Raw genomic sequence first — 24,015 nt, forward strand, 5'->3', positions numbered from 1 at the left:
AGCGGCTCAACGCCCGCGCAGCGTCCGGTACTTCTCGACCAGCGCCGTGGTCGACCCGTCGAGGTCCGCCACGTCGGCGCCTTCCGTCAGGGCGGGCTCGATGCGCTTGGCGAGGACCTTGCCGAGCTCGACGCCCCACTGGTCGAAGGAGTCGATGTTCCACACGGCGCCCTGCACGAACACCTTGTGTTCGTAGAGCGCGATGAGTTGACCGAGAACCGACGGTGTCAGCTCCTTGGCGAGGATCGTCGTCGTCGGGTGGTTGCCCTTGAACGTCTTGTGCGGGACGAGCTCCTCCGGCACACCCTCGGCCCGCACCTCGTCGGGCGTCTTGCCGAAGGCCAACGCCTGCGTCTGCGCGAAGAAGTTGGCCATCAGGAGGTCGTGCTGGGCGACAAGCCCCGGCAGCAGATCGGCGACCGGCTCGGCGAAGCCGATGAAGTCCGCCGGGATCAACTTCGTGCCCTGGTGGATGAGTTGGTAGTACGCGTGCTGGCCGTTGGTGCCCGGGGTGCCCCAGACGACCGGCCCCGTCTGCCAGTCGACCGGCTCTCCGTCACGGCCCACCGACTTGCCGTTGGACTCCATGTCCAGCTGCTGGAGGTAGGCGGTGAACTTGGAGAGGTAGTGCGAGTACGGCAGGACCGCGTGCGACTGGGCGTCGTGGAAGTTGCCGTACCAGATGCCCAACAGGCCGAGAAGCAGCGGCACGTTCGACTCGGCGGGCTCGTTGCGGAAGTGCTCGTCGACGAGGTGGAAGCCGCCGAGCATCTCACGGAAGCCGTCGGGTCCGATCGCGAGCATCAGCGAGAGACCGATCGCCGAGTCGAACGAGTAGCGCCCGCCGACCCAGTCCCAGAACTCGAACATGTTGGCCGTGTCGATGCCGAAGTCGGAGACCTTCTCGGCGTTCGTCGACAGGGCCACGAAGTGCTTGGCGACGGCGCTCTGGTCGGCGCGCAGGCCGGTCAGGAGCCAGTCACGCGCGGAGGTCGCGTTCGTGATCGTCTCGATCGTGGTGAACGTCTTCGAGGCGATGATGAACAGCGTCTCGGCCGGGTCCAGGTCCCGCACGGCCTCGTGCAGGTCGGCACCGTCGACGTTCGACACGAAGCGCACGGTGAGGTCGCGGTCGGTGAACGAGCGCAGCGCCTCGTACGCCATGGCGGGGCCGAGGTCCGAGCCGCCGATGCCGACGTTCACGATGTTCTTGATGCGCTTGCCGGTGTGCCCGGTCCACTCGCCGGAGCGGACCTTGTCCGCGAAGGCGCTCATCTTGTCGAGCACGGCGTGCACGGCCGGCACCACGTTCTCGCCGTCGACCTCGATCACCGCGTCCCGCGGGGCGCGCAGCGCCGTGTGCAGGACGGCGCGGTCCTCGGTGGTGTTGATCTTCTCGCCGCGGAACATGGCGTCCCGCAGGCCGAAGACGTCGGTGGTCGCGGCGAGCTCGCGCAGGAGCGTCAGCGTCTCGTCCGTGACGAGGTGCTTGGAGTAGTCGACGTGCAGGTCGCCGACCTGGAGCGTGTACTGCGTGCCGCGCGCCGGGTCCTTGGCGAAAAGATCACGCAGCTGCACCTCCCCCAGCTGCTCCCGGTGCTTGCCGATCGCCGCCCATTCGGGCGTCTGGTTGAGCCTGGCGCGGCTTTCTGCGTTCATCTCGGACTTCAGCCTTCTCTCGTACCTGTGTACGTACCTTGCCCCGCTGCACGTTCCAACCTAATTGATCAGGGCCCGATATGAGATCTCTGAAGCTGTCTGTCCGCACACGTGCCAGTAAACGCCACATGAAAAACACAGCGGCCGGACATCCACCGATGTCCGGCCCTTCTCACGCTCTAGATCTCGCCCCGCAGTTTCGCCAGCGCCTCCGCGAGGATCGCCTCGCCGTCCGCGTCGGTGCGCCGCTCGCGTACGTACGCCAGGTGCGTTTTGTACGGCTCCGTACGAGGCGGATCCGGTGGGTTGTCCCGGTCCTGACCTGCCGGGAAGCCGCAGCGGGGGCAGTCCCAGGTATCGGGGACCTGCGCGTCGCTGGCGAAGCTGGGCACCGTCTCGTGTCCGTTGGAGCACCAGAAGGAGATGCGCAGTCGCGGCGCGGACTCACCGCGCTCGGCCTCGCCCATCGGCCCCGCCCCGACCCGACTTCCTCGGATCGCGTTGCCACTTGCCACGGTCGTAACTCCCTGCGTGATGGTGCTGCTGCGGGCGCCTCAGTCTACGTAAGGCCCAACGCGCGTCCAGTGTTTGGAGTTACACCCCGCCCAGAGACGCAAGCCCCATGATAATCCGCGCCGTGCGGCGCGCACCGTACATGGGGCTTTAAGCGAAGCTTTCGCAAGGTGGCAATCAAGCCGCTTTCGCGGTCAGTTGTTCACCTTCATCAACAGGCCGAGCACGACAATGCACGCGAACCAGAGAAGACCGACCACGACAGTGATGCGGTCGAGGTTGCGCTCGGCGACCGACGAGCCGCCGACGGAGGACTGCATGCCGCCACCGAACATGTCGGAAAGACCGCCGCCCTTGCCCTTGTGCATCAGGACAAGGAGCATCATCAGCAGGCTGAAGACGATCAGGGCGATCGAGAACCCCATAACCACGGCTGGACCAACTTCCTCGGATCTGAATCGACTCTGTATCGACGACGGGGGCCGGATGCCTCGCTCAGCGAAGCCGCCCGGCCCCCGCAAGGGTACGACGTATCGGCGCTACCGCATACTCACTGGTCGCGGAACCGGACGATCTTGACGAACTCCTCCGAGTCGAGCGCCGCGCCGCCCACCAGGGCGCCGTCGACGTCGGGCTGCGCCATGATCGCGGCGACGTTGCCGGACTTCACGGAGCCGCCGTACTGGATGCGGACCTTGTCGGCGAGCTCCTGCGAGTACAGCTCGGCGAGGCGGCCGCGGATCGCGCCGCACACCTCCTGGGCGTCCTCGGGGGTCGCGACCTTGCCGGTGCCGATGGCCCACACCGGCTCGTACGCGATGACGATGGACTCGGCCTGCTCGGCCGGGAGGTCCTTCAGACCGCCGTCGAGCTGCGCAAGGGTGTACTCGATCTGCTGGCCGGCCTCACGGATGTCGAGGCCCTCGCCGATGCAGAGGATCGGGGTCAGGCCGTGCTTGTAGGCGGCCTTCACCTTCGCGTTGCAGATCTCGTCGGTCTCGTCGTGGTACTGACGGCGCTCGGAGTGGCCCACGGCCACGAACGTGCACTTCAGCTTGGAGAGCATCGGGCCCGAGATCTCGCCGGTGTAGGCACCGGTGTCGTGCGCCGAGATGTCCTGGGCGCCGTACTTGATCTTGAGCTTGTCGCCGTCGACCAGGGTCTGCACCGAACGCAGGTCGGTGAAGGGGGGCAGGACGGCGACCTCGACGGCCTCGTAGTCCTTGTCGGCCAGGGCGAAGGCGAGCTTCTGGACGTGGGCGATGGCCTCGAGGTGGTTGAGGTTCATCTTCCAGTTGCCCGCCATCAGCGGGGTACGCGTAGTCATCAGGTGTCAGTTCTCCAGTGCGGCGAGGCCGGGGAGCGTCTTGCCCTCGAGGTATTCGAGGGAGGCGCCGCCGCCGGTGGAAATGTGGCCGAATGCGTTCTCGTCGAAGCCCAGCGTGCGGACGGCCGCGGCGGAGTCGCCGCCGCCGACGACCGTGAAGGCCGGGGAGTCGAGGAGCGCCTGGGCGACCGCCTTGGTGCCCTCGGCGTAGTCGGGGTGCTCGAAGACGCCCATCGGACCGTTCCAGAAGACGGTGGCCGCGTCGGCGAGCTTCGAGGCGTAGAGCTTACGGGTCTCGGGACCGATGTCGAGACCCTCCTGGTCGGCCGGGATGGCGTCCGCGGCGACCGTGGTGGGGTTGGCCGGGGCCTTGGTCTTCAGGTCCGGGAACTCGGTGGAGACCAGCACGTCGACGGGGAGGACCAGCTCGACGCCGCTCTCCTGCGCACGCTTGATGTACTCCTTGACGGTCGGGACCTGGTCCTCCTGCAGGAGGGAGATGCCGACCTCGTGGCCCTGGGCCTTGAGGAAGGTGTACGCCATGCCGCCGCCGATGAGCAGACGGTCGGCCTTGCCGAGCAGCTGGTCGATGACGGCCAGCTTGTCGGAGACCTTGGCGCCGCCGAGCGCGACGACGTACGGGCGCTGCACGTCCTCGGTGAGCTTCTTCAGGACGCCGACCTCGGTGGCGATGAGGAATCCTGCGTAGTGCGGCAGGCGCGCCGGGAGGTCGAACACGGAGGCGTGCTTGCGGTGCACGGCGCCGAAACCGTCGCCCACGTAGACATCCGCGAGGGCCGCGAGCTTGTCGGCGAACTCGCCGCGCTCGGTGTCGTCCTTGGACGTCTCGCCCGCGTTGAAGCGGAGGTTCTCGATGACGGCGACCTGGCCGGGCTCGAGACCGTCGACCGCGTCGTGCGCGGCGGGGCCGACGGTGTCCTGGGCGAACGCGACGGGCTTGCCGAGGAGTTCACCGAGCCGCTCGGCGGCGGGAAGCAGCGAGAACACCGGGTCCGGGGCGCCCTTGGGGCGGCCGAGGTGCGAGGCGACGATCACCTTGGCGCCCGCCTCGGCGAGCTTGGTGACGGTCGGCAGGACGGCGCGGATGCGGCCGTCGTCGGTGATGGTGCCGTCGGCGAGCGGCACATTGAGGTCGGCGCGGACGAAGACCCGCTTGCCTTCGACCCCTTCGGCGAGAAGTTCGTCGATCGTCTTCATGGCTGGACTCAGGACTCCTTTAGAGGGCTGACGTGCAACAAGGCCCGGACCACGCAGTATTGCGCGGCCCGGACCCTGTGTTCACATCGAGGTGTCTGCTCTGCTGATCAGAGCTGACCGCCGACGAAGACCGTGAGGTCGACGAGGCGGTTGGAGTAGCCCCACTCGTTGTCGTACCAGCCGAGGATTTTCACCGTCTTGCCCTCCTGGACCATGGTCAGGGAGGAGTCGAAGGTGCAGGAGGCCGGGTCGCTGACGATGTCGGACGACACGATCGGGTCCTCGGTGTAGAAGAGGATGCCCTTGAGGTCGCCGTCGTCGGCGGCCTTCTTGAACGCGGCGTTGACCTCGTCCTTGGTGACCTCGCGCTGCAGGTCCACGACGAGGTCGGTGGCGGAGCCGGTCGGGACCGGGACGCGCATCGCGATGCCGTCGAGCTTGCCCTTGAGCTGCGGAAGGACCAGAGCGGTGGCCTTGGCGGCACCGGTCGTGGTCGGAATGATGTTCTCGGCGGCGGCGCGGGCGCGACGCAGGTCCGAGTGCGGGAAGTCCAGGATGCGCTGGTCGTTGGTGTACGCGTGGACCGTCGTCATCAGGCCCTTGACGATGCCGAAGTTCTCGTCGAGAACCTTCGCCATCGGCGCCACACAGTTGGTGGTGCAGGACGCGTTCGAGATGACGTGGTGGTTGGCCGCGTCGTACTTGTCCTGGTTGACGCCCATCACGATGGTGATGTCCTCGTCCTTGGCCGGAGCCGAGATGAGGACCTTCTTCGCGCCACCGGCGATGTGCTTCTCGGCGTCGGCCTTCTTGGTGAAGATGCCCGTCGACTCGATCACGATGTCGACGTTCAGCTCGCCCCACGGGATGTCCGCGGGGTTGCGCTCGGACAGCACCTTGATGGTGTGGCCGTCGACCGTGATGGTGTCCTCGGTGTGCGACACCTCGGCCTTGAGACGGCCCAGGATGGTGTCGTACTTCAGAAGGTGCGCGGTAGTCGCGGTGTCACCCAGGTCGTTGACAGCCACGATCTCGATGTCCGCACCCTGCTCGAGCAGCGCCCGGAAGTAGTTGCGCCCGATGCGGCCGAAGCCGTTGATGCCTACGCGGATCGTCACGAACCGATCTCCTCGTTGGTACGCCGGTTGCAGACGCCGGCGAGTTGTATGGGATGTCCCCGACCGCCTCCGACCCTACCTCTCTGATGGCCTTTGGGTGACATCGACAGGGGGTCCGGACGGCACGGTGGCCCGTACCCCCGAGTAGGGAGCACGAGCCACCGCGATTCGGACATTGATTACGCAGCGTCAGCGGCGCAGATGTGCAAGGGATGCGCCCATAAGAGCGGCCCGTTCGGCACTTCCGGGTACATGCTCGAACCCGAAGCCGAGCAGCACGCTGTCACGCGCTGTGACGGCCGCATAGGGCTTGTAGAGCTCCCCCGTACGGGCCCAGTCACCCGTGATGTTGGGGCTCCCGGGGGGCGCCGGAGCGACCGCCCAGGTGCCCAGCGAAGCCTCGAATCCCTCGGTCTGCGTGGCGTTGCCCCCTATCACAAGCTGAGCGTTGTCGGCAAAGAGTCCGCGGCCCCCGCTGGAGGGGTCGGTGATGGAGCTGAGCGACACCTCGATCGTCTTGCCCGCGTAGGCGCTGAGGTCGAAGGAGACGGGCTTCCAGCCGCCGGAGGACCCGGTGAAGCTGTTCCAGGCGCCGCTGGTGCCGGACGCCGTGCAGCCGGTGGCCGACTGCGTCAGGTAGTGGCGCAGGAACGGGTGGCCGTTGATGAAGAACCCGGCCCCGCACTCGGCGGGCACCGCCTGGGACGAGTTGCCGTTCGAGTCCGGCAGCGTGGTCCAGTCCTCCGTGCCGGCGGTGTGCGCCTCCAGGACGCCGTGGTCGTAGCCGGTCTCCAGGTTCCAGTTGAGCTGGAACCGCAGCTGCGGCTGGTCCGCGGCCGTGACCCCGGTCAGGTCGATGGTGCGCGTCAGCCGCTTCCAGTCCTGGTCGGCATGGGACGCCGATGCCATGCCCTGCCCCTCGAAGGGTGCGTACGGGTTGGCGAGCCCGGGGTAGCTGCCTGCCGCCGCGCTCTTGAACTGCGGGAACTCGTCGGCGGGCAGGCTGTCGGACGTGACGGTGTAGCGGCCCGCCTTGTCCAGCGGGTTGCCCTCGGCCGCCGCCAGCGGTGTCTTGACGTCCTTGAGGGCGCCGCTGCCCTCGAAGCTGGTGGCGCCGGGTGCGGAGAGGCGTTCGTAGGCGCCGAGGTAGTACTGCGCGAAGTCGTCGGTCAGCGCGTCCCCGAGGTCCACGTTGCCGCCCGCGCGCTCACCGGACTCGATCAGCTTGCCGCCCTCGTTGAGGTAGGCGCGCAGGGCGAGTTGGGTGGGTGCGCCGGGCACCGGGTCGCCGGTGTGGTGCACGACCGCGGAGAAGTGCGACAGGACGCCGAGCGGATGCGGGGCCCCCTTCTTGGCGACGTCCCAGACCACGGCCGAACGACCGTTGGCCTTCAGGGCGTCGACGTACTTCTGGGCCTGCGTCGCCGTGGTGCCCTCCTCGGCGACGACGAGGGTGTTGGCCTTGGCCCGCTCGGTGACGGTGTACGTGAAGTGCGGGCTCTCCGTCTTGCCCTTCTTGTTGCGGCCGGTGAACCACACCTCGACCTTGTCGCCCGCGCGCGCGTCCTCGACCTCGGCGCGGTACTGGTCGAAGTGGAGGTTGTCCTCGCCGCCGTACGTCTCGCCGCCCTTCCAGGCCTTGAGATCCTCGTCGTGCGTGCGGCCGCCGTTGACGCGGTAGTTGAGCTCCTTGTCGCGCACCGACTTGCGTGCGGTGACGGCGACTTCCTGGTCACCGCCGCGTGCGTACGAGTCCGTGAAGGAGTCCGGGGTGAAGTCGGGGGCCTCGATGCCGCTGACGGAGACCGGCTGGTCGGGGTGGAGTGCGGTCTCGGCGACCGCGAGCGCGAACGGGACGTTCTTGGCGAACTCGTCCTGGATCAGCTTCTCGTCGTCCGGGAAGGTGAAGATCGAGGCGCACTCCTCGGGCTTCCAGGGGTCGTTCGGGTCGATGTTCGAGACCGTCTGGCAGGTGGACATCTCCGGCGTGAACATCGAGATGCCGTTGATGTTGCCCGCGTGGCCGTCCGCCTCGCCGTTGGTGGTGTAGAGCTCGGAGGCGACCTGCGGGTGGTAGCCGGGCACTGCGGGCTTCTCCGGGGTGCCGTTCAGCGCCTTGTAGAGGACGTCGTCCGGGGTCGGCGTGGCGACCTGCCAGCCCACTCCGTAGAGGAGCAGTTCGGCCGCGGAGTGGTAGTTGATCCCGTACGTGAAGCCGATGCGCTTTTGGAAGCGGTCCAGCGCCTTGGTCTCGGGCTCCGACATGGGGCCCGTGCCGCGGTAGGTCTCCGAGGAGGGCGCCGGGGACGAACCCTCGTTGTCGTAGCCCCACTTGTAGGCGAAGTTGCGGTTGAGGTCGACGCCGTCGCCCGCCGCGATCTTGCCGTCGCCGTCGATGTCGCGGAGGTTCTTGCGCCACTGGCGGTCGCCGTCGGGGGCGTGCGTGAAGTCGTATCCGTCGGGGTTGGCGGAGAGCACGAACCACAGCTCGGTGGTGTTCACGAGCTTGGTGATGCGCTGGTCCTTGCCGTAGTTGTCGAGGTAGTGGTGCATCAGGCGGCGGGTCATCTCGGGGGTGATCCACTCGCGCGCGTGCTGGTTGGACATGTAGAGCGTGGACGGCTTGGAGCCGTCCTTGGACTTGCTCGCGCCCTTGGAGAGCTTCAGGGCGAGGATGTCCTGCCCGTTGAGCGTCTTGCCGATGGAGACGACCTTGGTGAGGCCCGGGTGGGCCTGACCGGTCTTGACGATCTCCTCCTTGAGCCCGCCCTTGCCGCTGTACGGGCGGAAGACGCCGTCCCCCGCGGCCTTGAGCTTCTGCTGCGTACCGGCCGAGACCTTCTGCTCGGTGAGCTTCACGCCCTCGTGCTCGACGCCCTTTGCCTGCGCCTCGGTCAGATAGACCTCGACGCGGGCGGCGCCGCCGTCGCGGGTCTGCCCGGCGAGCTCGTGGGCGTCCTGGCCCGCCTCGACGAGGATCGGGATCTGCTTCTCGGTGACCACGGCCTCGTAGACCTTCACGGCCGCCGGGTCGTCGGCGGCCGGGGCGTTCGCCCCGCTGTCCGCCTGCGCGTGCGGCACTGCGACGAGGCCGCCGACGAGCAGCGCGCCCGCGGCGACGACGGATCTGAAACCGGCTCTGGATCTTTTGGATCTCTCTCTTGGTCTCATGAGCCCCCCTTGCGGTTGTCCGGCACATTTGTGCGCGAACGCCAGGCTCGTGACACTTCATGATCATGTCAATATGGCGTGAAGGGTCAGGTGTGCCGGAACGCGAAGAAGCCGCCGGGGCCTCGACGGCCCCGGCGGCTTCCTTGCGTGGCTTCCTTGCGTACGGCAGCGGTCAAACCGCCATGTTGTCGGCGAGCTCCTCGCTCAGGTTGGACTCCGTACCCGGAATCCCCAGGTCCTGGGCCCGCTTGTCCGCCATGGCGAGCAGCCTGCGGATGCGGCCCGCGACGGCGTCCTTCGTCAGCGCCGGGTCGGCGAGCGCGCCCAGCTCCTCCAGGGATGCCTGCTTGTGCTCCATGCGCAGCCGTCCGGCCGCCGCGAGGTGCTCGGGGACCTCGTCGCCGAGGATCTCCAGGGCGCGCTGCACGCGGGCGCCGGCGGCGACGGCCGCGCGGGCCGAGCGGCGCAGGTTGGCGTCGTCGAAGTTGGCCAGGCGGTTGGCGGTGGCGCGCACCTCGCGGCGCATCCGCCGCTCCTCCCAGGCGAGCACCGACTCGTGGGCGCCGAGCCGGGTGAGCAGGGCGCCGATCGCGTCCCCGTCCCGGACGACCACGCGGTCCACACCGCGCACCTCGCGGGCCTTGGCCCCGATCTGCAGCCTGCGCGCGGCGCCGACCAGGGCGAGCGCGGCCTCCGGGCCCGGGCAGGTGACCTCCAGGGAGGAGGAACGGCCCGGCTCGGTCAGCGATCCGTGCGCGAGGAACGCGCCGCGCCACGCGGCCTCGGCGTCACAGGTGGCCCCCGAGACCACCTGTGGCGGCAGCCCTCTGATGGGGCGTCCCCGGCCGTCGACGAGACCCGTCTGGCGGGCAAGCTGATCGCCGCCCGCAACCACCCGAACGACGTAGCGCGAGCCCCGCCGCAGTCCGCCGGGGGCCATCACGATCAGCTCCGAGCTGTGCCCGAAGATCTCGAGAATGTCCCGCTTCAGCCGTCGCGCGGCCATCGCCGTGTCCAGCTCCGCCTCGATCACGATGCGGCCGCTCACCAGGTGAAGGCCGCCCGCGAACCGCAGGATGGCCGAGACCTCTGCCTTCCTGCAGCAGGTCCGGGTGACGGGAAGCCGGGAGATCTCGTCCTTCACCGCTGCCGTCATCGCCATGGGCCGATCCTTCCATGCATCCGAAAAATACGGTCGTACGCGGTGGCCAGGAGCTCCGGATCGTGCCTCGGAGTGCCATCGTGCCTGGCCACCGGCGCCAGCTCGACCGTGGCGCCGAGCCGCTTGGCGGCATCGGTGAGTGACTCACGGTCGGGCACGGCGGCGTCGTCGGCCAGCACCACGTCCAGGGCGAGTTTAGGGGCGTGTCGGGCCAAAACCTCCAAATGACGCTGCGGAGAGAACCCATCGGTTTCACCGGGTTGCGGCGCGAGGTTGAGCGAGAGGACCCTGCGGGCCTTCGTCTGGATGAGCGCGTCGAGCAGTTCGGGGACCAGCAGATGCGGGATCACCGAGGAGAACCAGGAGCCGGGGCCGAGCACCACCCAGTCCGCGTCGAGCACCGCGGCGACCGCCTCGGGGACGGCCGGCGGGTCGTGCGGGACGAGGTGCACGGACTGCACCTCACCCGGGGTGAGCGCCACCGTGGCCTGCCCGCGCACCGTGTCCACCTCGTCGGGGCGCTCCGGGTCGTGCCCCTTGACCAGGGCCTGCAGCTCCAGCGGCACCGCCGACATGGGCAGCACGCGGCCGTGCGCGCCAAGGAGCTTGCCGACCAGGTCCAGGGCCTGCACGTGGTCGCCGAGCTGTTCCCACAGGGCGACGATCAGCAGATTGCCGACCGCGTGCTCGTGCAGGTCCCCCTTGGACTGGAAGCGGTGCTGGATGACGCGGGCCCAGGTCTGGCCCCAGTCGTCGTCCCCGCACAGCGCGGCGAGCGCCTTGCGCAGGTCGCCCGGGGGAAGCACGCCCAGTTCGTCGCGGAGCCGCCCGCTGGAGCCGCCGTCGTCGGCGACGGTGACCACGGCGGTGAGGTCACCGGTGATGCGGCGCAGGCCGGCGAGCGAGGCGGACAGGCCCATCCCGCCGCCGAGCGCCACGACCTTGGGCTGAGTGCCCCGCTTGCGGCCCAGACGGTTCAGCCGCAGGGAGGACTTCACTCTCGCCCCATGTCCCGATGGACGAGGACGGTCTCGACGCCCTCGGACACGAGGCGCGCCGCGAGCTTCTCCGACATGGCGACGGAGCGGTGCTTGCCGCCCGTACAACCGACCGCGATCGTCACGTAACGCTTGCCCTCGCGGCGGTAGCCCGCGGCGATGAGCTGGAGCAGCTCGGCGTACCGGTCGAGGAACTCCTTGGCGCCCGGCTGGTTGAAGACGTAGCCGGACACCTCTTCGTTGAGCCCCGTGAAGGGGCGCAGCTCCGGCACCCAGTGCGGATTGGGCAGGAAGCGGCAGTCCACGACGAGGTCGGCGTCGACCGGCAGGCCGTACTTGTAGCCGAACGACATGACCGTGGCCCGCAGCTCGGGCTCCTCGTCGCCCGCGAACTGGGCGTCCATCTTGGCGCGCAGCTCGTGCACGTTCAGGCTGGAGGTGTCGATCACCAGGTCGGCGTCGCCGCGCAGCTCGCGCAGGAGCTCGCGCTCGGCCGCGATGCCGTCGACGATGCGGCCGTCGCCCTGCAGCGGGTGCGGGCGGCGGACCGACTCGAAGCGGCGCACCAGGGCGTCGTCCGAGGACTCCAGGAAGACGATCCGCCGGGTGACGTGCTTGGCCTCCAGGTCCGCGAGGGACTGGCGCAGGTTGTCGAAGAAGCGGCGGCCACGGACGTCGACGACGACCGCGATGCGGGCGACGTTCCCCTGCGAGCGGGCGCCGAGCTCCACCATGGTGGGGATCAGCGCGGGCGGCAGGTTGTCGACGACGAACCAGCCGAGGTCCTCGAGACACTTCGCCGCGGTGCTGCGTCCGGCTCCCGACATGCCGGAGATGATCACCAGTTCGGGGACCACCTCGGCGGCCTCACCTGGCGTGATGGTCGTGCCCGTACTCACTTGCTCGCCGCCTTCGTCGTGCTCGGTCATGTCTCCTGCCCCCGTCGTTCTTCTGAGGCGCCCGCGGAAACGGGCCCCTCGCCATTCTCCGAGGTTCCCGTGCGCGCGGGCTCCTCGTCTTCAATGATCTCTCCGGTCGCCGTGTTCACGGCGGGGCCGGCGGGAGTCGCTCCGGCCAGGGCCACGATGATGGCCTCGGCCGTCTTGCGGCCTATGCCCGGAACCTCGCAGATCTGGTCGATTGTCGCGGATCGCAGCCTCTTCACCGAACCGAAGTGCTTGATCAGCGTCTGCTTGCGTGCGTCGCCGAGGCCCGGCACGGCGTCCAGCGGTCCGGCCTTGAAGCGCTTGGCCCGCTTGGCGCGCTGATACGTGATCGCGAAGCGGTGCGCCTCGTCGCGTACCCGCTGGAGAAGGTACAGCCCCTCGCTGGTGCGCGGCAGGATCACCGGGTCGTCGTCGCCCGGCACCCAGACCTCTTCGAGGCGCTTGGCCAGGCCGCACACCGCGATGTCGTCGATGCCGAGCTCGTCAAGGGCCCGCTGGGCCGCCGCGACCTGCGGCTGCCCGCCGTCCACGACGACGAGCTGGGGCGGATAGGCGAAGCGCTTGGGACGGCCGTCCTCCTCGGTGAGGCTGTTCGGCTCGGCGCTCACCTCGCCGCTCACATCGCCGCTCACATCGCCGCTCCCCGCGTCCGGCTCCTTGGGGTCCCACTCGCCCGTCTGCTGCTTGTCGGAGAGGTAGCGCTTGAAGCGGCGCGTGAGCACCTCGTGCATGGAGCGGACGTCGTCCTGCCCCTCGAAGCCCTTGATCTGGAAGCGCCTGTACTCGCTCTTGCGGGCGAGGCCGTCCTCGAAGACGACCATCGAGGCCACGACGTCGTCACCCTGCAGATGCGAGATGTCGTAGCACTCGATGCGCAACGGGGCGCCGTCCAGTTCGAGTGCCTCGGCGATCTCCTCCAGGGCGCGGGAACGGGTGGTCAGGTCGGAGGCGCGCTTGGTCTTGTGCAGCACGAGCGACTGCTGCGCGTTGCGCGCCACGGTCTCCATGAGCGCCTTCTTGTCGCCGCGCTGCGGGATGCGCAGCGAGACGTTCGAACCGCGGCGCTCGGTGAGCCACTCCTGCACGGGCTCTATGGGGTCGGGCAGCGCGGGGACCAGGACTTCCTTCGGTACGGAGTCGCCGCTCTCCTCTCCGTACAACTGCTGGAGGGCGTGCTCGACGAGGTCGCCGCTGGTGACCGCCTCGACCTTGTCGGTGACCCAGCCGCGCTGACCGCGCACCCGGCCGCCGCGCACGTGGAAGATCTGGACGGCCGCCTCAAGCTCGTCCTCGGCGAGGGCGATGAGATCGGCGTCCGTGGCGTCGGCGAGGACGACGGCGCTCTTCTCCATGGCCTTCTTCAGGGCGCCGACGTCGTCACGGAGGCGTGCGGCCTTCTCGTACTCCATGTCCTCCGCGGCGTCCGCCATCTGCCGCTCGACACGGCGGATGTACGTGGCCGTGCGGCCCGTCATGAAGTCGCAGAAGTCCTCGGCGAGTTCACGGTGCTCCTCCCGGGATACCCGCTCCACGCAGGGCGCCGCGCACTTGCCGATGTAGCCGAGGAGGCAGGGGCGGCCGGTGCGCTCGGCGTTCTTGAAGACGCCGGCCGAGCAGGTGCGGACGGGGAAGACCCGCAGGAGCAGGTCCACGGTGTCGCGGATCGCCCACGCGTGGCCGTAGGGCCCGAAGTAGCGGACGCCCTTCTTCTTGTGTCCGCGCATCACCTGGACGCGCGGAAAATCCTCGTTCATCGTCACCGCGAGGTACGGATAGCTCTTGTCGTCGCGGTACTTGACGTTGAACCGGGGGTCGAACTCCTTGATCCAGGAGTATTCGAGCTGCAGCGCCTCGACCTCGGTGGAGACCACCGTCCACTCCACGGAGGCGGCCGTCGTCACCATCGTGGCCGTACGCGGGTGCAGATTGCTGAGGTCCTGGAAATAACTGTTCAGACGCTGGCGCAGGCTTTTCGCCTTGCCGACGTAGATCACCCGGCGGTGTTCGTCGCGGAACCGATAGACCCCCGGCGAGTCGGGGATCTGTCCCGGCTTGGGGCGGTAGCTGGAGGGGTCTGCCATGCTCCACACCCTACTGGCGGGGGCTGACAGTCAGGGGGCCAGCCACCACCCACCCGCCTGAGGAGACGGGTGGGTGGGGAAGGTCAGCCGTGCTGCCGGGTGCGACGGCGCAGGACGGCCGCCCCGGTGAGGCCGAGGGCGGCCAGGGCTCCCGCTCCGGCCACGGAGGAGGCGACCGTGACGGGGCCCTCGGCCGAAGCCGCGGCCGGGGCTTCGGCTGCGACCGCCGGGGGCCCCGCGGCCCGCTCCTTCGGGGCGAAGCCCCCCGCCTCGCCGGACTTCGCGTACGAAGACCCCGGCAGCTTGTCGGCGTACGCGGCGTGCACCCTCTTCTGATAGGCGGCGACCGAGACCCCGTCCGGGCCCACGGCACGCCTCGCGTCGGCATCAAGCGGCAGCACCCGGCCCCGCCCCTGCACGTACCAGGCGTTGATCTGCGGCTCGTGGAAGACGGTGCCTCCGGGGAGCTTGTCGGCGCCCACGCGCGTGTAGTGCGTCTCGTCGTCCCCGGTGGCGATGTTGACGACCTTCCAGGAGCCCCCTTGTTTCACCGTCCACAAGGAGGCTTCCTGGCCGTCGGAGGAGACGGCCTTGCTGGCGAGGAACTCCACACGGGCGAGGGGCGCCCCCTTCTTGCCTGCGACGAACTCCGGGGAGAGGTAGCGCACGGGTACGGCGTCGCCCTGGACGCGGGGCTCGGCCGCGGCCTTGCTGACGGCCCCTTCCCGTGCGAAGAAGCGGGAGAGCGTGTCGAGGGTCCCAGGCGCTCCCGCGGCATCGTGGGCCGCCTCACGCGAGGCCTCCGAGGGCTCGGAGTCCGCGCCGGCGGACGGCGCCGCGAGGCCGAGCAGCAGGGTGGCGGCCGAGCCGGCGAGCGTGGCCCGCAGCAGGTGACGGGGAAGGTGACGGGTCATCGCGCTCACGCCCCGATCCGGTAGAGCGAGTGGGTCCAGGAGAAGGTGTTGTTGTTGACGTACCAGCTGTGCGAGGCCCAGTTGTAGCGGTCGCTCGAGGGCCACGGGTCGCCCCAGTAGACCCAGCTGCTCGCGTCGTCGTACCCGTAGAGGACGTGCATGTGACCGCCGCCGTTCGACCACTGGATGCGGGTCTCGACCGGACGGCCCGCGTTGATCTCGGCCTGCACGGTCGGGTAGCGCAGCCAGCCGCTGACGTACGAGCCGGCGTTGATGCCTGCCCAGTCGAGACCGTTCTGCACGTCGCCCAGCGTGGCCTGCGAGTTGGGGCACTCGGTGTTCTGGCCGCGCCCGAAAGCGGCGTTGCAGAACTGGTTCTGGCTGTACTTCCTGCCGTAGAAGGTGGCGATCGTGTTGCCTGCCGCGGCCCAGCACCAGTTGGTCTTCTGCTGGGCCTGCATCGTGATGTTCAGGCGCTTGGCGGCGAGAGCGGACGGATCGTCGGGGGCGGCCGTGGCCGTGGCCGCCGGTGCGGCGATCAGGGCGGCCGCCGCGAGGGCGAGCGCGGACAACCGTCTGCGTCCGCCGTACCTGCTGTTTCTGGGGCGCATCGCGTTCCTCCCATGCGGGGGGTGGGGTGGTGGAGGAGCGCGTCCGGACGCTGCGATTGAGCATCGAGTGTTGTCGGGTGCAGGTCAACAAGGTTCAATGCGGGATTACTTGGGCCGTGAACGTCGGCGTACGTATGTGAACACCCCTCGTACGCCCACCTGGTGGCCCGCTCCGACCGGCGCGTACGCCCGGACGGCCGATGTGAACGTTCACAGAAGGGCCTTGCGATGGGGCACGGCACGATGCGGCACGGCACGCAGCTCGCGGACGGCGCGCCCGCGGACCTGGAGACCGCCCTGCGCACCGGCCCCTTCCACGTGGCGCTGCGGGCCGCGATCGCCGCACGGCGCCTGCCCCTGCAACGCGTACGCCACCACCTGGCGCGGCAGGGCGTCAACGTCGGTGTGACGAGCCTGAGTTACTGGCAGCAGGGCGCGCGACGCCCGCAGCGCACCGAGTCCCTCCGTGCCGTACGCGCCCTGGAGGAGATCCTCGGTCTCCCCGAGGAGTCCCTGATCCGGCTCCTCGCCAAACCCTCCGAGCGCCCCGACTGCGAACGCCCCGCCGCCCGCTCCTACCGCTCGCTCCTCGACGCCTCCGACGTACTCCAGGAGCTGATCACCGAGCTCGGCTCACCGCTCGACGGCGGTCTGCACACCATCGGCCACCACGAGCGGGTACGGATCGGCGAACGCCGTGAGCTGCTCGGCCGCGACTCGCAGCACGTCGTGCGCGCCCACCGGGACGCCGTGGACCGGTACCTCGCGATCTACCACGGCGACCCCGGCTGCGTACCGGAACGCGTCGCCGTGCACGCCCTGGAGAACTGCCGCACGGGACGGGTGCGGTGGCACCACGAGACGGGGGTGCTCGTCGCCGAACTCCTCTTCGACACGCGCCTGCGCGCGGGTGACACGCACCTGTTCCGCTACGGCTTCGAGGACGGCACGGCGGGGGCGGCCACCGAGTACTTCCGGGGCTTCACCTTCGCGGGCGGGCAGTACGCGCTCCAGGTGCGCTTCGACGAGAGGGCACTGCCCGTACGCTGCCACAGCTTCACCCGGCATTCGGCCGCCGCGCCGCGCGGCGGGCGCCAGGAGCTGACGCTGAGCGGCAGCCACCGGTCGGTGCACGTCGTGGAGCCGCAGGTGCGGGCGGGGATCCTGGGGATCGCCTGGGACTGGGAGTGAGCGGGCGGACCGCCGACGAGCGGTCGTGACGGGCCTCAGCCGGCGACGATCTTGCCGTCCTCCACCTTCACCGGCAGCTCGGCGAGCGGCGTGACGGCCGGGTCGTGCAGCACCTTGCCGTTCGTGGCGTCGAACTGGCTTCCGTGGCAGGGGCAGATGAGCTTGTGCCCCTCCAGCTTGTTGATGGGGCACTTGGCGTGCGTGCAGATCGTGCTGAACGCCTTGTACTCGTCGTCGGAGATGCGGCTCACGACCACGTTCTCGTCCTTGTAGAGCTTCGAGGCCCCCACCTTCACCTCGTCGGAGGCGCCGAGGTCCGTCGGCGCGGTCGGCGCCGAACGGTTGGAGCCGCCGCCGTCACCGCCGCCGGACGAGCAGGCCGCGACCCCCAGCCCCGCGGCCGGGACGATGGCGGCGGCGCGCAGCACGGTGCGGCGGGCGGGGGGCGGCGTACCGGGCATGGAATCTCCACAGGTCAGGCGCTTCGGTGACGGATCAGACCATACCGGTGGGGTGCCGCATGCCCGCGTTGGGCGCGACCGTGCCCGAGTGCCGCCCGCACCGGGCCGGGGCCGCCGGGAAGCTCTAGCCTGTGGCGAAAGCCGGACAGGCGCCGCCGCTGAGCCGCGATCGCAGAGCCGAGAGGAACCACCCGTGATAGTCGTCGCAGGAGAGGCCCTGATAGACCTCGTCCCGCAGGGCCCCACCGACGCCGGGCTGCCCGCGCTCGCCCCACGGCTCGGCGGCGGTCCGTACAACACCGCGGTGGCCCTCGGCCGTCTCGGCTCGCCCGTCGCCTTCTGCTCGCGGATCTCGACTGACGCGTTCGGCGACGCACTGATCGACGCGTTGCGGGCCGCGGGTGTCGAGGTGTCGTACGTGCAGCGGGGTGCCGAGCCGACCACCCTCGCGGTCGCCTCGATCGGCGCGGACGGCTCCGCCGGTTACTCCTTCTACGTCGAGGGCACGGCGGACCGGCTCTTCACGGCCCCGGAGCGACTTCCCGACGCCGTACGCGCGGTGTCGTTCGGCACCTGCTCGCTCGTCCTCGAACCGGGCGCGAGCGCGTACGAGGAGCTGATGCGCCGGGAGTCGGCACGGGGCGTCTTCACGGCGCTCGACCCGAACATCCGGGCGGGCCTGATCCCGGACGCGGACGCCTATCGGGCCCGGTTCAAGAGCTGGCTGCCGTCGGTCTCCCTGCTCAAGCTGTCGGATGACGACGCGAGCTGGCTCGGCGGCACGCCGCGCGAGTGGCTCGCGTCCGGGCCCGGCGCGGTGGTGGTGACGCGGGGCGGCGAAGGTCTCACCGTGTACACGCGAGGCGGCGGGGAGTGGTCGGTGCCAAGTGAGGCGGTCGACGTGGTGGACACCATCGGCGCGGGCGACACCGTCAACGCGGCGCTGCTGCACGGGCTTCGCGCACGGGACGCGCTGTCCGTGGACTCCCTGTCCGAACTGGGCGCCGACAGTTGGGGCGAGGTCCTGCGCTTCGCGGCGCGCGCCGCGGCGGTCACCGTGTCCCGCGCGGGTGCCGAGCCTCCGTACGCCGAGGAGCTGGGGTGACGGCTCTCAGCCGGTCACCGCGCGCAGGGCGCCGGGCCGGCAGCCGTTGAGCCGGTCGAGGGCCGCCGACGTGGCCTCGTCGGCGGGCAGGTGGACGATCAGGCGCTGACCGTCGGCCTCGGGCAGCGTCAGCGTCTCGTACGAAAGGCGCAGCGTCCCGGCCTCCGGGTGCGTCATGCGTTCGATGCCGCTCGCCCGGGGCAGCCGCGGCACGGCCGCCATGCGGTCGGCGAACGGCGCACCGGCCAGGACGGTCAGCTCGTCGGCGAAGCCCTCGGCATGCGGGTCGCTGAGCATGGACCCGGCCCGGAGCGACGCGATCTGCTCGTCGGCGACGCCGTCCCAGTCGGGGTAGGCGGCGCGGGCCCGCTCGTCGGTGAACAGGAACCGGATGAGATTGGGCTGCTCGTCGTCGAGCAGGCCGACGGGCCCCATGATCCGCTCGTAGCCCGAGGTGTACGCGAGGACGTCGCCGAGCCGGTTGAACAGAACGGCGGGGCCCGGCTCAAGGCGGTCGACGAGCGCCCGCACGGTGGGGCGCACCGACCGGGACGGCACGCTCGCCGCCGGGCAGCAGGGGTCGCCGACCGTCTCCTTCTCCAGGCGGCGCAGGTGGAAGCGCTCCTCCACGGACAGCCGCAGGGCGTCCGCGAGCGCCCCCATAACCTGCGGGGACGGGTGCCGGTCGCGGCCCTGTTCGAGCCGCGCCAGGTACTCGACGCTGACCCCGGCGAGCGTGGCGACCTCGGAGCGGCGCAGGCCCGGCGTGCGGCGCCGGGGTCCGGTGGGGAGCCCGACTTCGGCGGGCGTGACCGCCTCGCGGCAGGTGCGCAGGAAGATGCCGAGCTCGTTGTCGCTCACCGGCCGAACGTACCAGCAGGCACCGGAGCGGATCGTGGCCCTGTCACTACCAGCCTTGGCTCGGCCTTCCTCGCCCGTGGGCGGCCTCGCATGGTGGACGGCATGACTTCCGACACGAGCACCGCCCCCGTCACGACCGCGCTTCCCCTCCCCGCCGGGAGCTGGGAGATCGACCCGTTCCACTCCGCCGTCAACTTCACCATCCGCCACCTCGGGATCTCGAAGGTGCGCGGCCGGTTCACGGAGCTGTCGGCCGGGCTGGTCGTGGGCGAGAGCGCCGAGAACTCATCCGTGACCGCGACCATCGGGCTCGCCTCGATCGACACGGGCAACAAGGACCGCGACGCCCATGTGAAGGCTCCCGACCTGCTGGACGTCGAGCGCCGCCCCACGATGACGTTCCGTTCGACGCGGGTCGTCGGCGAGGGGGACGAGTGGACCATGGAGGGCGAACTGACCATCGGTGACGTGACGAGGCCGATCACCCTCGCCGTCGAGTTCGGCGGGCTCCAGGCGTTTCCGGGCGACCCCCGGCGCCATGCGGGGTTCGAGGCGACCGGCGAGCTCAAGCGCAGCGACTACGGCCTGGACTTCGGCGCCGGGATGCTCGGTGACGTGGTGAAGATCCAGCTGGACATGCAGTTCCTGGAGCCTGCCGGGTCCACCGCGCCGCAGGGGTGAGCCGGGGGCTAGTCGTCCGTGAACGCGCCGTGCCGGCCCGCCCCGGCGGCGAACCTGGCGGCGCCGTCCGCCGCCTCGGCGAGGGACCGCAGGCCGTGGCGCAGTTCGCCCGCCATCGCGGCCTCCTCGGTCAAACCACCCTGTTCCCGTACGGAGAGCCGGTCGTTGCGCAGGCAGGTCCGGGGGAACGCTGCGATCTCCGCGGCGAGGCGTTCGGCGGCGGCGCGGGAGGTGCCCGGCGGCACGGTCCGGTTGACCAGGCCCATCGCCAGCGCCTCCGCCGCGGGAACGGGGCGGCCGGTGAGCACCAGGTCCATGGCCCGGCTCTCGCCGATGAGCCGCGGCAGCCGCACCGTACCGCCGTCGATGAGCGGGACGCCCCAGCGGCGGCAGAAGACCCCGAGTACGGCGTCGTCGTCGGCGACCCGCAGATCGCACCAGAGGGCGAGCTCCAGGCCTCCGGCGACCGCGTGTCCGGAGATCGCGGCGATGACGGGCTTGGAGAGATGCATGCGGGTCGGCCCCATGGGCCCGTCGCCCTGCTCGGTCACCTCGTTCCCGGCCGGTGTTCCGATGGCCTTGAGGTCGGCTCCGGCACAGAAGGTGCCGCCTTCGCCCCACAGCACGGCGACGGCGGCGTCGGGGTCGGCGTCGAAGTCCCGGAAGGCGTCGGCGAGGGCCCGGGCCGTGGGCCCGTCGACGGCGTTGCGCACTTCGGGTCGCGACAGCACGATCGTGGTGACGGGACCTTGGCGTTCCGTACGTACGGTCATGCGGCACAGGCGAACACGAGAACGGGCCGCAGGACAAGGGAACTTGTCCTGCGGCCCGTTCACATGGCTACATCAGGCCCTACGAGCCTTGGTGGCCTTCTTGGCGGGTGCCTTCTTGGCCGGGGCCTTCTTGGCAGTCGCCGTCTTGGCAGTCGCCGTCTTGGCGGGGGCCTTCTTGACCGGCGCCGCCTTGGCAGCGGTCTTCTTGGCGGTGGCGGTCTTGGCGGTGGCCTTGGCCGCCGTCGACTTCTTGACCGCCGAGGAGACAACCCGCTTACGCCCCTGCGAGGCCCCGTCACTGATCCGGTCCGCCGCGAGGATGTCCCGCAGGAACTTGCCCGTGTGGCTCGTCGGGACTCCGGCGACCTCCTCGGGCGTGCCCTCGGCGACGACCAGACCGCCGCCGTTGCCACCCTCGGGGCCCATGTCGACGACCCAGTCCGCGGTCTTGACGACGTCGAGGTTGTGCTCGATGACGATGACCGTGTTGCCCTTGTCGACCAGGCCGGACAGGACCGTGATCAGCTTGCTGATGTCCTCGAAGTGCAGACCGGTGGTCGGCTCGTCCAGGACGTAGACCGTCCGGCCCGTCGAGCGCTTCTGGAGCTCGGAGGCCAGCTTCACGCGCTGGGCCTCGCCTCCGGAGAGTGTCGGCGCGGACTGGCCGAGCCTGACGTACCCGAGACCGACGTCGTTGAGCGTGCGCAGGTGGCGGGAGATGGCCGGCACGGCCTCGAAGAAGTCGAGCGCTTCCTCGATCGGCATGTCCAGGACCTGGGCGATGGACTTGCCCTTGTAGTGGACGTCCAGCGTCTCGCGGTTGTAGCGCGCCCCGTGGCATACCTCGCAGGGGACGTACACATCCGGCAGGAAGTTCATCTCGATCTTGATCGTGCCGTCGCCGGAGCAGTTCTCGCAGCGACCGCCCTTGACGTTGAAGGAGAAGCGGCCGGGCAGATAGCCCCGGACCTTCGCCTCCATCGTCTCCGCGAACAGCCGGCGGACGTGGTCGAAGACTCCGGTGTACGTCGCCGGGTTCGACCGCGGTGTGCGGCCGATGGGCGACTGGTCGACGTGCACGACCTTGTCGACGAGGTCGTCGCCGTCCACGCGCGTGTGCCGTCCGGGGACGGACCTCGCGCCGTTCAGCTCGCGCGCCAGGTGCGTGTAGAGGATGTCGTTGACCAGCGTCGACTTGCCGGATCCTGAGACACCCGTGACGGCGGTGAGGACGCCGAGCGGGAAGGAGACGTCGATGTCCTGGAGGTTGTTCTCCCGGGCACCGTGCACCGTCAGCTGACGGGAGGGGTCCGCCGGGCGGCGGATGTCCGGCACCGGGATGGCCTTCTTGCCCGACAGGTACTGACCGGTGATCGACTTGTCGTTGGCGAGCAGCTCCTTCATGGAGCCGCTGTGCACGACCTTGCCGCCGTGCTCGCCCGCGCCGGGGCCGATGTCGACGACCCAGTCGGCGACCTTGATGGTGTCCTCGTCGTGCTCGACGACGATGAGCGTGTTGCCCATGTCGCGCAGGCGCACGAGGGTCTCGATCAGGCGGTGGTTGTCGCGCTGGTGCAGGCCGATGGACGGCTCGTCCAGCACGTACAGGACACCGACCAGGCCCGAGCCGATCTGCGTGGCCAGACGGATGCGCTGGGCCTCGCCTCCGGAGAGGGTGCCCGCGGCTCGGTTCAGGGACAAGTAGTCCAGGCCGACGTCGACCAGGAACCGCAGTCGTTCGTTGACCTCCTTCAGGACGCGCTCGGCGATCTTCTTGTCGCGGGCGCCCAGCCTCAGCTCGGCGAGGAAGTCCGCGCAGTCGCTGATGGACATCGCCGAGACCTCGGCGATGGACTTCCCCATGACCGAGACGGCCAGGACGATCGGCTTGAGGCGCGTGCCCTCACAGGTGGGGCAGGGCACCTCGCGCATGTAGCCCTCGAAGCGCTCGCGGCTCGCGTCGCTCTCGGCCTCGCTGTGGCGGCGCTTGACGAAGGGGACGGCGCCTTCGAACGCGGTCGTGTAGACCCGCTCGCGGCCGTACCGGTTGCGGTAGCGGACCTCGATCTGCGTCTTGTGGCCGTTCAGGAGGGCTTTCTTGGCGCGCTGCGGGAGCCCGGCCCAGGGCATGTCGGTGGAGAACCCGAGGGCGTCGGCGAGGGCTCCGACGAGTCGGCCGAAGTACTCCTTGGTGTGGCCGTGCGACCAGGGGTGGATGGCGCCCTCGTCGAGCGACTTGTCCTCGTCCGGGACGATCAGCTCGGGGTCGACCTCCATGCGCGTACCGATGCCGGTGCAGTCCGGGCAGGCGCCGAAGGGCGAGTTGAAGGAGAAGGAGCGGGGCTCCAGCTCCTCGAAGGACAGGTCGTCGTACGCGCAGTACAGGTGCTCCGAGTACATGCGCTCGCGCTCGGGGTCGTCCTCGGGGAGGTCGACGAAGTCGAGCACGACCATGCCGCCCGCGAGGCCGAGCGCGGTCTCCACGGAGTCGGTCAGGCGGCGCTTGGCGGAGTCCTTCACCGTGAGGCGGTCGATGACCACCTCGATGGTGTGCTTCTCCTGCTTCTTCAGCGTGGGCGGCTCGGAGAGCTGGATCGTCTCGCCGTCGACCCGCGCGCGGCTGTAGCCCTTGGTCTGGAGGTCGGCGAACAGGTCGACGAACTCGCCCTTGCGCTCGCGCACCAGCGGCGAGAGGACCTGGAAACGGCTGCCTTCCGGCAGTTCGAGGACCTTGTCGACGATGGCCTGCGGCGACTGCCGGGCGATGGGACGCCCGCACTCGGGGCAGTGCGGCTTGCCGATGCGCGCGAAGAGCAGGCGGAGGTAGTCGTAGACCTCGGTGATGGTGCCGACCGTGGAGCGCGGGTTGCGCGAGGTCGACTTCTGGTCGATGGAGACCGCGGGCGAGAGGCCCTCGATGAAGTCGACGTCCGGCTTGTCCATCTGACCGAGGAACTGCCGGGCGTACGAGGACAGCGATTCCACGTACCGCCGCTGGCCCTCGGCGAAGATCGTGTCGAACGCGAGCGAGGACTTGCCCGACCCGGAGAGCCCGGTGAAGACGATGAGGGAGTCACGCGGGAGGTCGAGCGAGACGTTCTTGAGATTGTGCTCGCGCGCGCCACGGACGATGAGACGGTCGGCCACGCCGGTTCGCACCTTTCTTGAGAGAAGTGACAGGGGCGGGACCCCCGTCATTCACAGACTAGGGCGAGCCACTGACA

20 protein-coding genes are annotated in these 24,015 nt (G+C 69.7%); 3 read left to right on the forward strand and 17 right to left on the reverse strand.

What is annotated here, in order from left to right; genetic code table 11:
* Nucleotides 1-6: 6 nt before the first annotated feature.
* The 13 genes from pgi to ACWD02_RS29690 form a co-directional block, all read right to left on the reverse strand.
* Nucleotides 7-1,659, reverse strand: coding sequence for a glucose-6-phosphate isomerase (gene pgi, locus ACWD02_RS29630; RefSeq protein ID WP_451215635.1), 1,653 nt, complete (start codon nucleotides 1,657-1,659; stop codon nucleotides 7-9).
* 179 nt (nucleotides 1,660-1,838) lie between these two features.
* Entirely contained in the window at nucleotides 1,839-2,174 is a 336-nt protein-coding gene (locus ACWD02_RS29635) for an RNA polymerase-binding protein RbpA (RefSeq protein ID WP_363208051.1), read from the reverse strand.
* A gap of 192 nt (nucleotides 2,175-2,366) precedes the next feature.
* Nucleotides 2,367-2,597, reverse strand: coding sequence for a preprotein translocase subunit SecG (gene secG, locus ACWD02_RS29640; protein WP_135329442.1), 231 nt, complete (start codon nucleotides 2,595-2,597; stop codon nucleotides 2,367-2,369).
* A gap of 125 nt (nucleotides 2,598-2,722) precedes the next feature.
* Nucleotides 2,723-3,499: a triose-phosphate isomerase gene (tpiA, locus tag ACWD02_RS29645; RefSeq protein ID WP_451215638.1), complete on the reverse strand. Its 777-nt coding sequence runs from the start codon at nucleotides 3,497-3,499 to the stop codon at nucleotides 2,723-2,725.
* 6 nt (nucleotides 3,500-3,505) lie between these two features.
* Nucleotides 3,506-4,717 carry a phosphoglycerate kinase gene (locus ACWD02_RS29650; RefSeq protein ID WP_451215640.1) on the reverse strand — a complete coding sequence of 404 codons (1,212 nt, stop codon included), beginning with the start codon at nucleotides 4,715-4,717 and terminating at the stop codon, nucleotides 3,506-3,508.
* 107 nt (nucleotides 4,718-4,824) lie between these two features.
* Entirely contained in the window at nucleotides 4,825-5,835 is a 1,011-nt protein-coding gene (gene gap, locus ACWD02_RS29655) for a type I glyceraldehyde-3-phosphate dehydrogenase (protein ID WP_365827291.1), read from the reverse strand.
* 189 nt (nucleotides 5,836-6,024) lie between these two features.
* Entirely contained in the window at nucleotides 6,025-9,006 is a 2,982-nt protein-coding gene (locus tag ACWD02_RS29660; RefSeq protein WP_451215642.1) for a M14 family zinc carboxypeptidase, read from the reverse strand.
* A gap of 172 nt (nucleotides 9,007-9,178) precedes the next feature.
* Nucleotides 9,179-10,168, reverse strand: a complete 990-nt coding sequence (gene whiA, locus ACWD02_RS29665; protein WP_363208056.1) for a DNA-binding protein WhiA — start codon at nucleotides 10,166-10,168, stop codon at nucleotides 9,179-9,181.
* Nucleotides 10,159-11,166, reverse strand: a complete 1,008-nt coding sequence (locus ACWD02_RS29670) for a gluconeogenesis factor YvcK family protein (RefSeq protein WP_451215644.1) — start codon at nucleotides 11,164-11,166, stop codon at nucleotides 10,159-10,161. The genes whiA and ACWD02_RS29670 overlap by 10 nt, the downstream gene beginning before the upstream one ends.
* On the reverse strand, nucleotides 11,163-12,095 hold the full coding sequence (rapZ, locus tag ACWD02_RS29675; protein ID WP_363208058.1) for an RNase adapter RapZ: 933 nt from the start codon (nucleotides 12,093-12,095) through the stop codon (nucleotides 11,163-11,165). Before rapZ ends, ACWD02_RS29670 begins: the two co-directional genes overlap by 4 nt.
* Nucleotides 12,092-14,194 carry an excinuclease ABC subunit UvrC gene (uvrC, locus tag ACWD02_RS29680; RefSeq protein WP_451215647.1) on the reverse strand — a complete coding sequence of 701 codons (2,103 nt, stop codon included), beginning with the start codon at nucleotides 14,192-14,194 and terminating at the stop codon, nucleotides 12,092-12,094. Before uvrC ends, rapZ begins: the two co-directional genes overlap by 4 nt.
* A gap of 83 nt (nucleotides 14,195-14,277) precedes the next feature.
* Nucleotides 14,278-15,108, reverse strand: coding sequence for a hypothetical protein (locus ACWD02_RS29685; RefSeq protein ID WP_451216004.1), 831 nt, complete (start codon nucleotides 15,106-15,108; stop codon nucleotides 14,278-14,280).
* A 5-nt stretch (nucleotides 15,109-15,113) separates the two neighbouring features.
* A complete protein-coding gene (locus ACWD02_RS29690) occupies nucleotides 15,114-15,719 on the reverse strand; it encodes a papain-like cysteine protease family protein (protein WP_451215648.1) in 606 nt (201 codons plus the stop codon).
* Between the two features lie 243 nt (nucleotides 15,720-15,962).
* Between ACWD02_RS29690 and ACWD02_RS29695 the strand changes: the two genes are divergently transcribed.
* On the forward strand, nucleotides 15,963-16,910 hold the full coding sequence (locus ACWD02_RS29695; RefSeq protein WP_451216007.1) for a hypothetical protein: 948 nt from the start codon (nucleotides 15,963-15,965) through the stop codon (nucleotides 16,908-16,910).
* Nucleotides 16,911-16,945: 35 nt separating this feature from the next.
* On the opposite strand, the gene ACWD02_RS29700 is transcribed toward ACWD02_RS29695, so the two are convergent.
* A complete protein-coding gene (locus tag ACWD02_RS29700; RefSeq protein WP_451215650.1) occupies nucleotides 16,946-17,371 on the reverse strand; it encodes a Rieske (2Fe-2S) protein in 426 nt (141 codons plus the stop codon).
* A gap of 193 nt (nucleotides 17,372-17,564) precedes the next feature.
* Between ACWD02_RS29700 and ACWD02_RS29705 the strand changes: the two genes are divergently transcribed.
* Nucleotides 17,565-18,476 (forward strand): carbohydrate kinase family protein, encoded by a 912-nt coding sequence (locus ACWD02_RS29705; RefSeq protein WP_451215652.1) that lies wholly within the window; start codon nucleotides 17,565-17,567, stop codon nucleotides 18,474-18,476.
* A gap of 6 nt (nucleotides 18,477-18,482) precedes the next feature.
* Here the strand turns inward: ACWD02_RS29705 and ACWD02_RS29710 are convergent, their stop codons facing one another.
* Nucleotides 18,483-19,337 carry a helix-turn-helix domain-containing protein gene (locus ACWD02_RS29710; protein ID WP_451215654.1) on the reverse strand — a complete coding sequence of 285 codons (855 nt, stop codon included), beginning with the start codon at nucleotides 19,335-19,337 and terminating at the stop codon, nucleotides 18,483-18,485.
* 102 nt (nucleotides 19,338-19,439) lie between these two features.
* On the opposite strand from ACWD02_RS29710, the gene ACWD02_RS29715 reads away from it, so the two are divergent.
* On the forward strand, nucleotides 19,440-20,018 hold the full coding sequence (locus ACWD02_RS29715) for a YceI family protein (RefSeq protein WP_451215656.1): 579 nt from the start codon (nucleotides 19,440-19,442) through the stop codon (nucleotides 20,016-20,018).
* A gap of 8 nt (nucleotides 20,019-20,026) precedes the next feature.
* On the opposite strand, the gene ACWD02_RS29720 is transcribed toward ACWD02_RS29715, so the two are convergent.
* Entirely contained in the window at nucleotides 20,027-20,791 is a 765-nt protein-coding gene (locus tag ACWD02_RS29720; RefSeq protein ID WP_451215658.1) for a crotonase/enoyl-CoA hydratase family protein, read from the reverse strand.
* Nucleotides 20,792-20,863: 72 nt separating this feature from the next.
* Complete coding sequence (gene uvrA, locus ACWD02_RS29725) at nucleotides 20,864-23,938, reverse strand: excinuclease ABC subunit UvrA (RefSeq protein ID WP_451215660.1); 3,075 nt, start codon at nucleotides 23,936-23,938, stop codon at nucleotides 20,864-20,866.
* Nucleotides 23,939-24,015: the final 77 nt, after the last annotated feature.

The organism is Streptomyces sp. NPDC002853, from assembly GCF_053591915.1.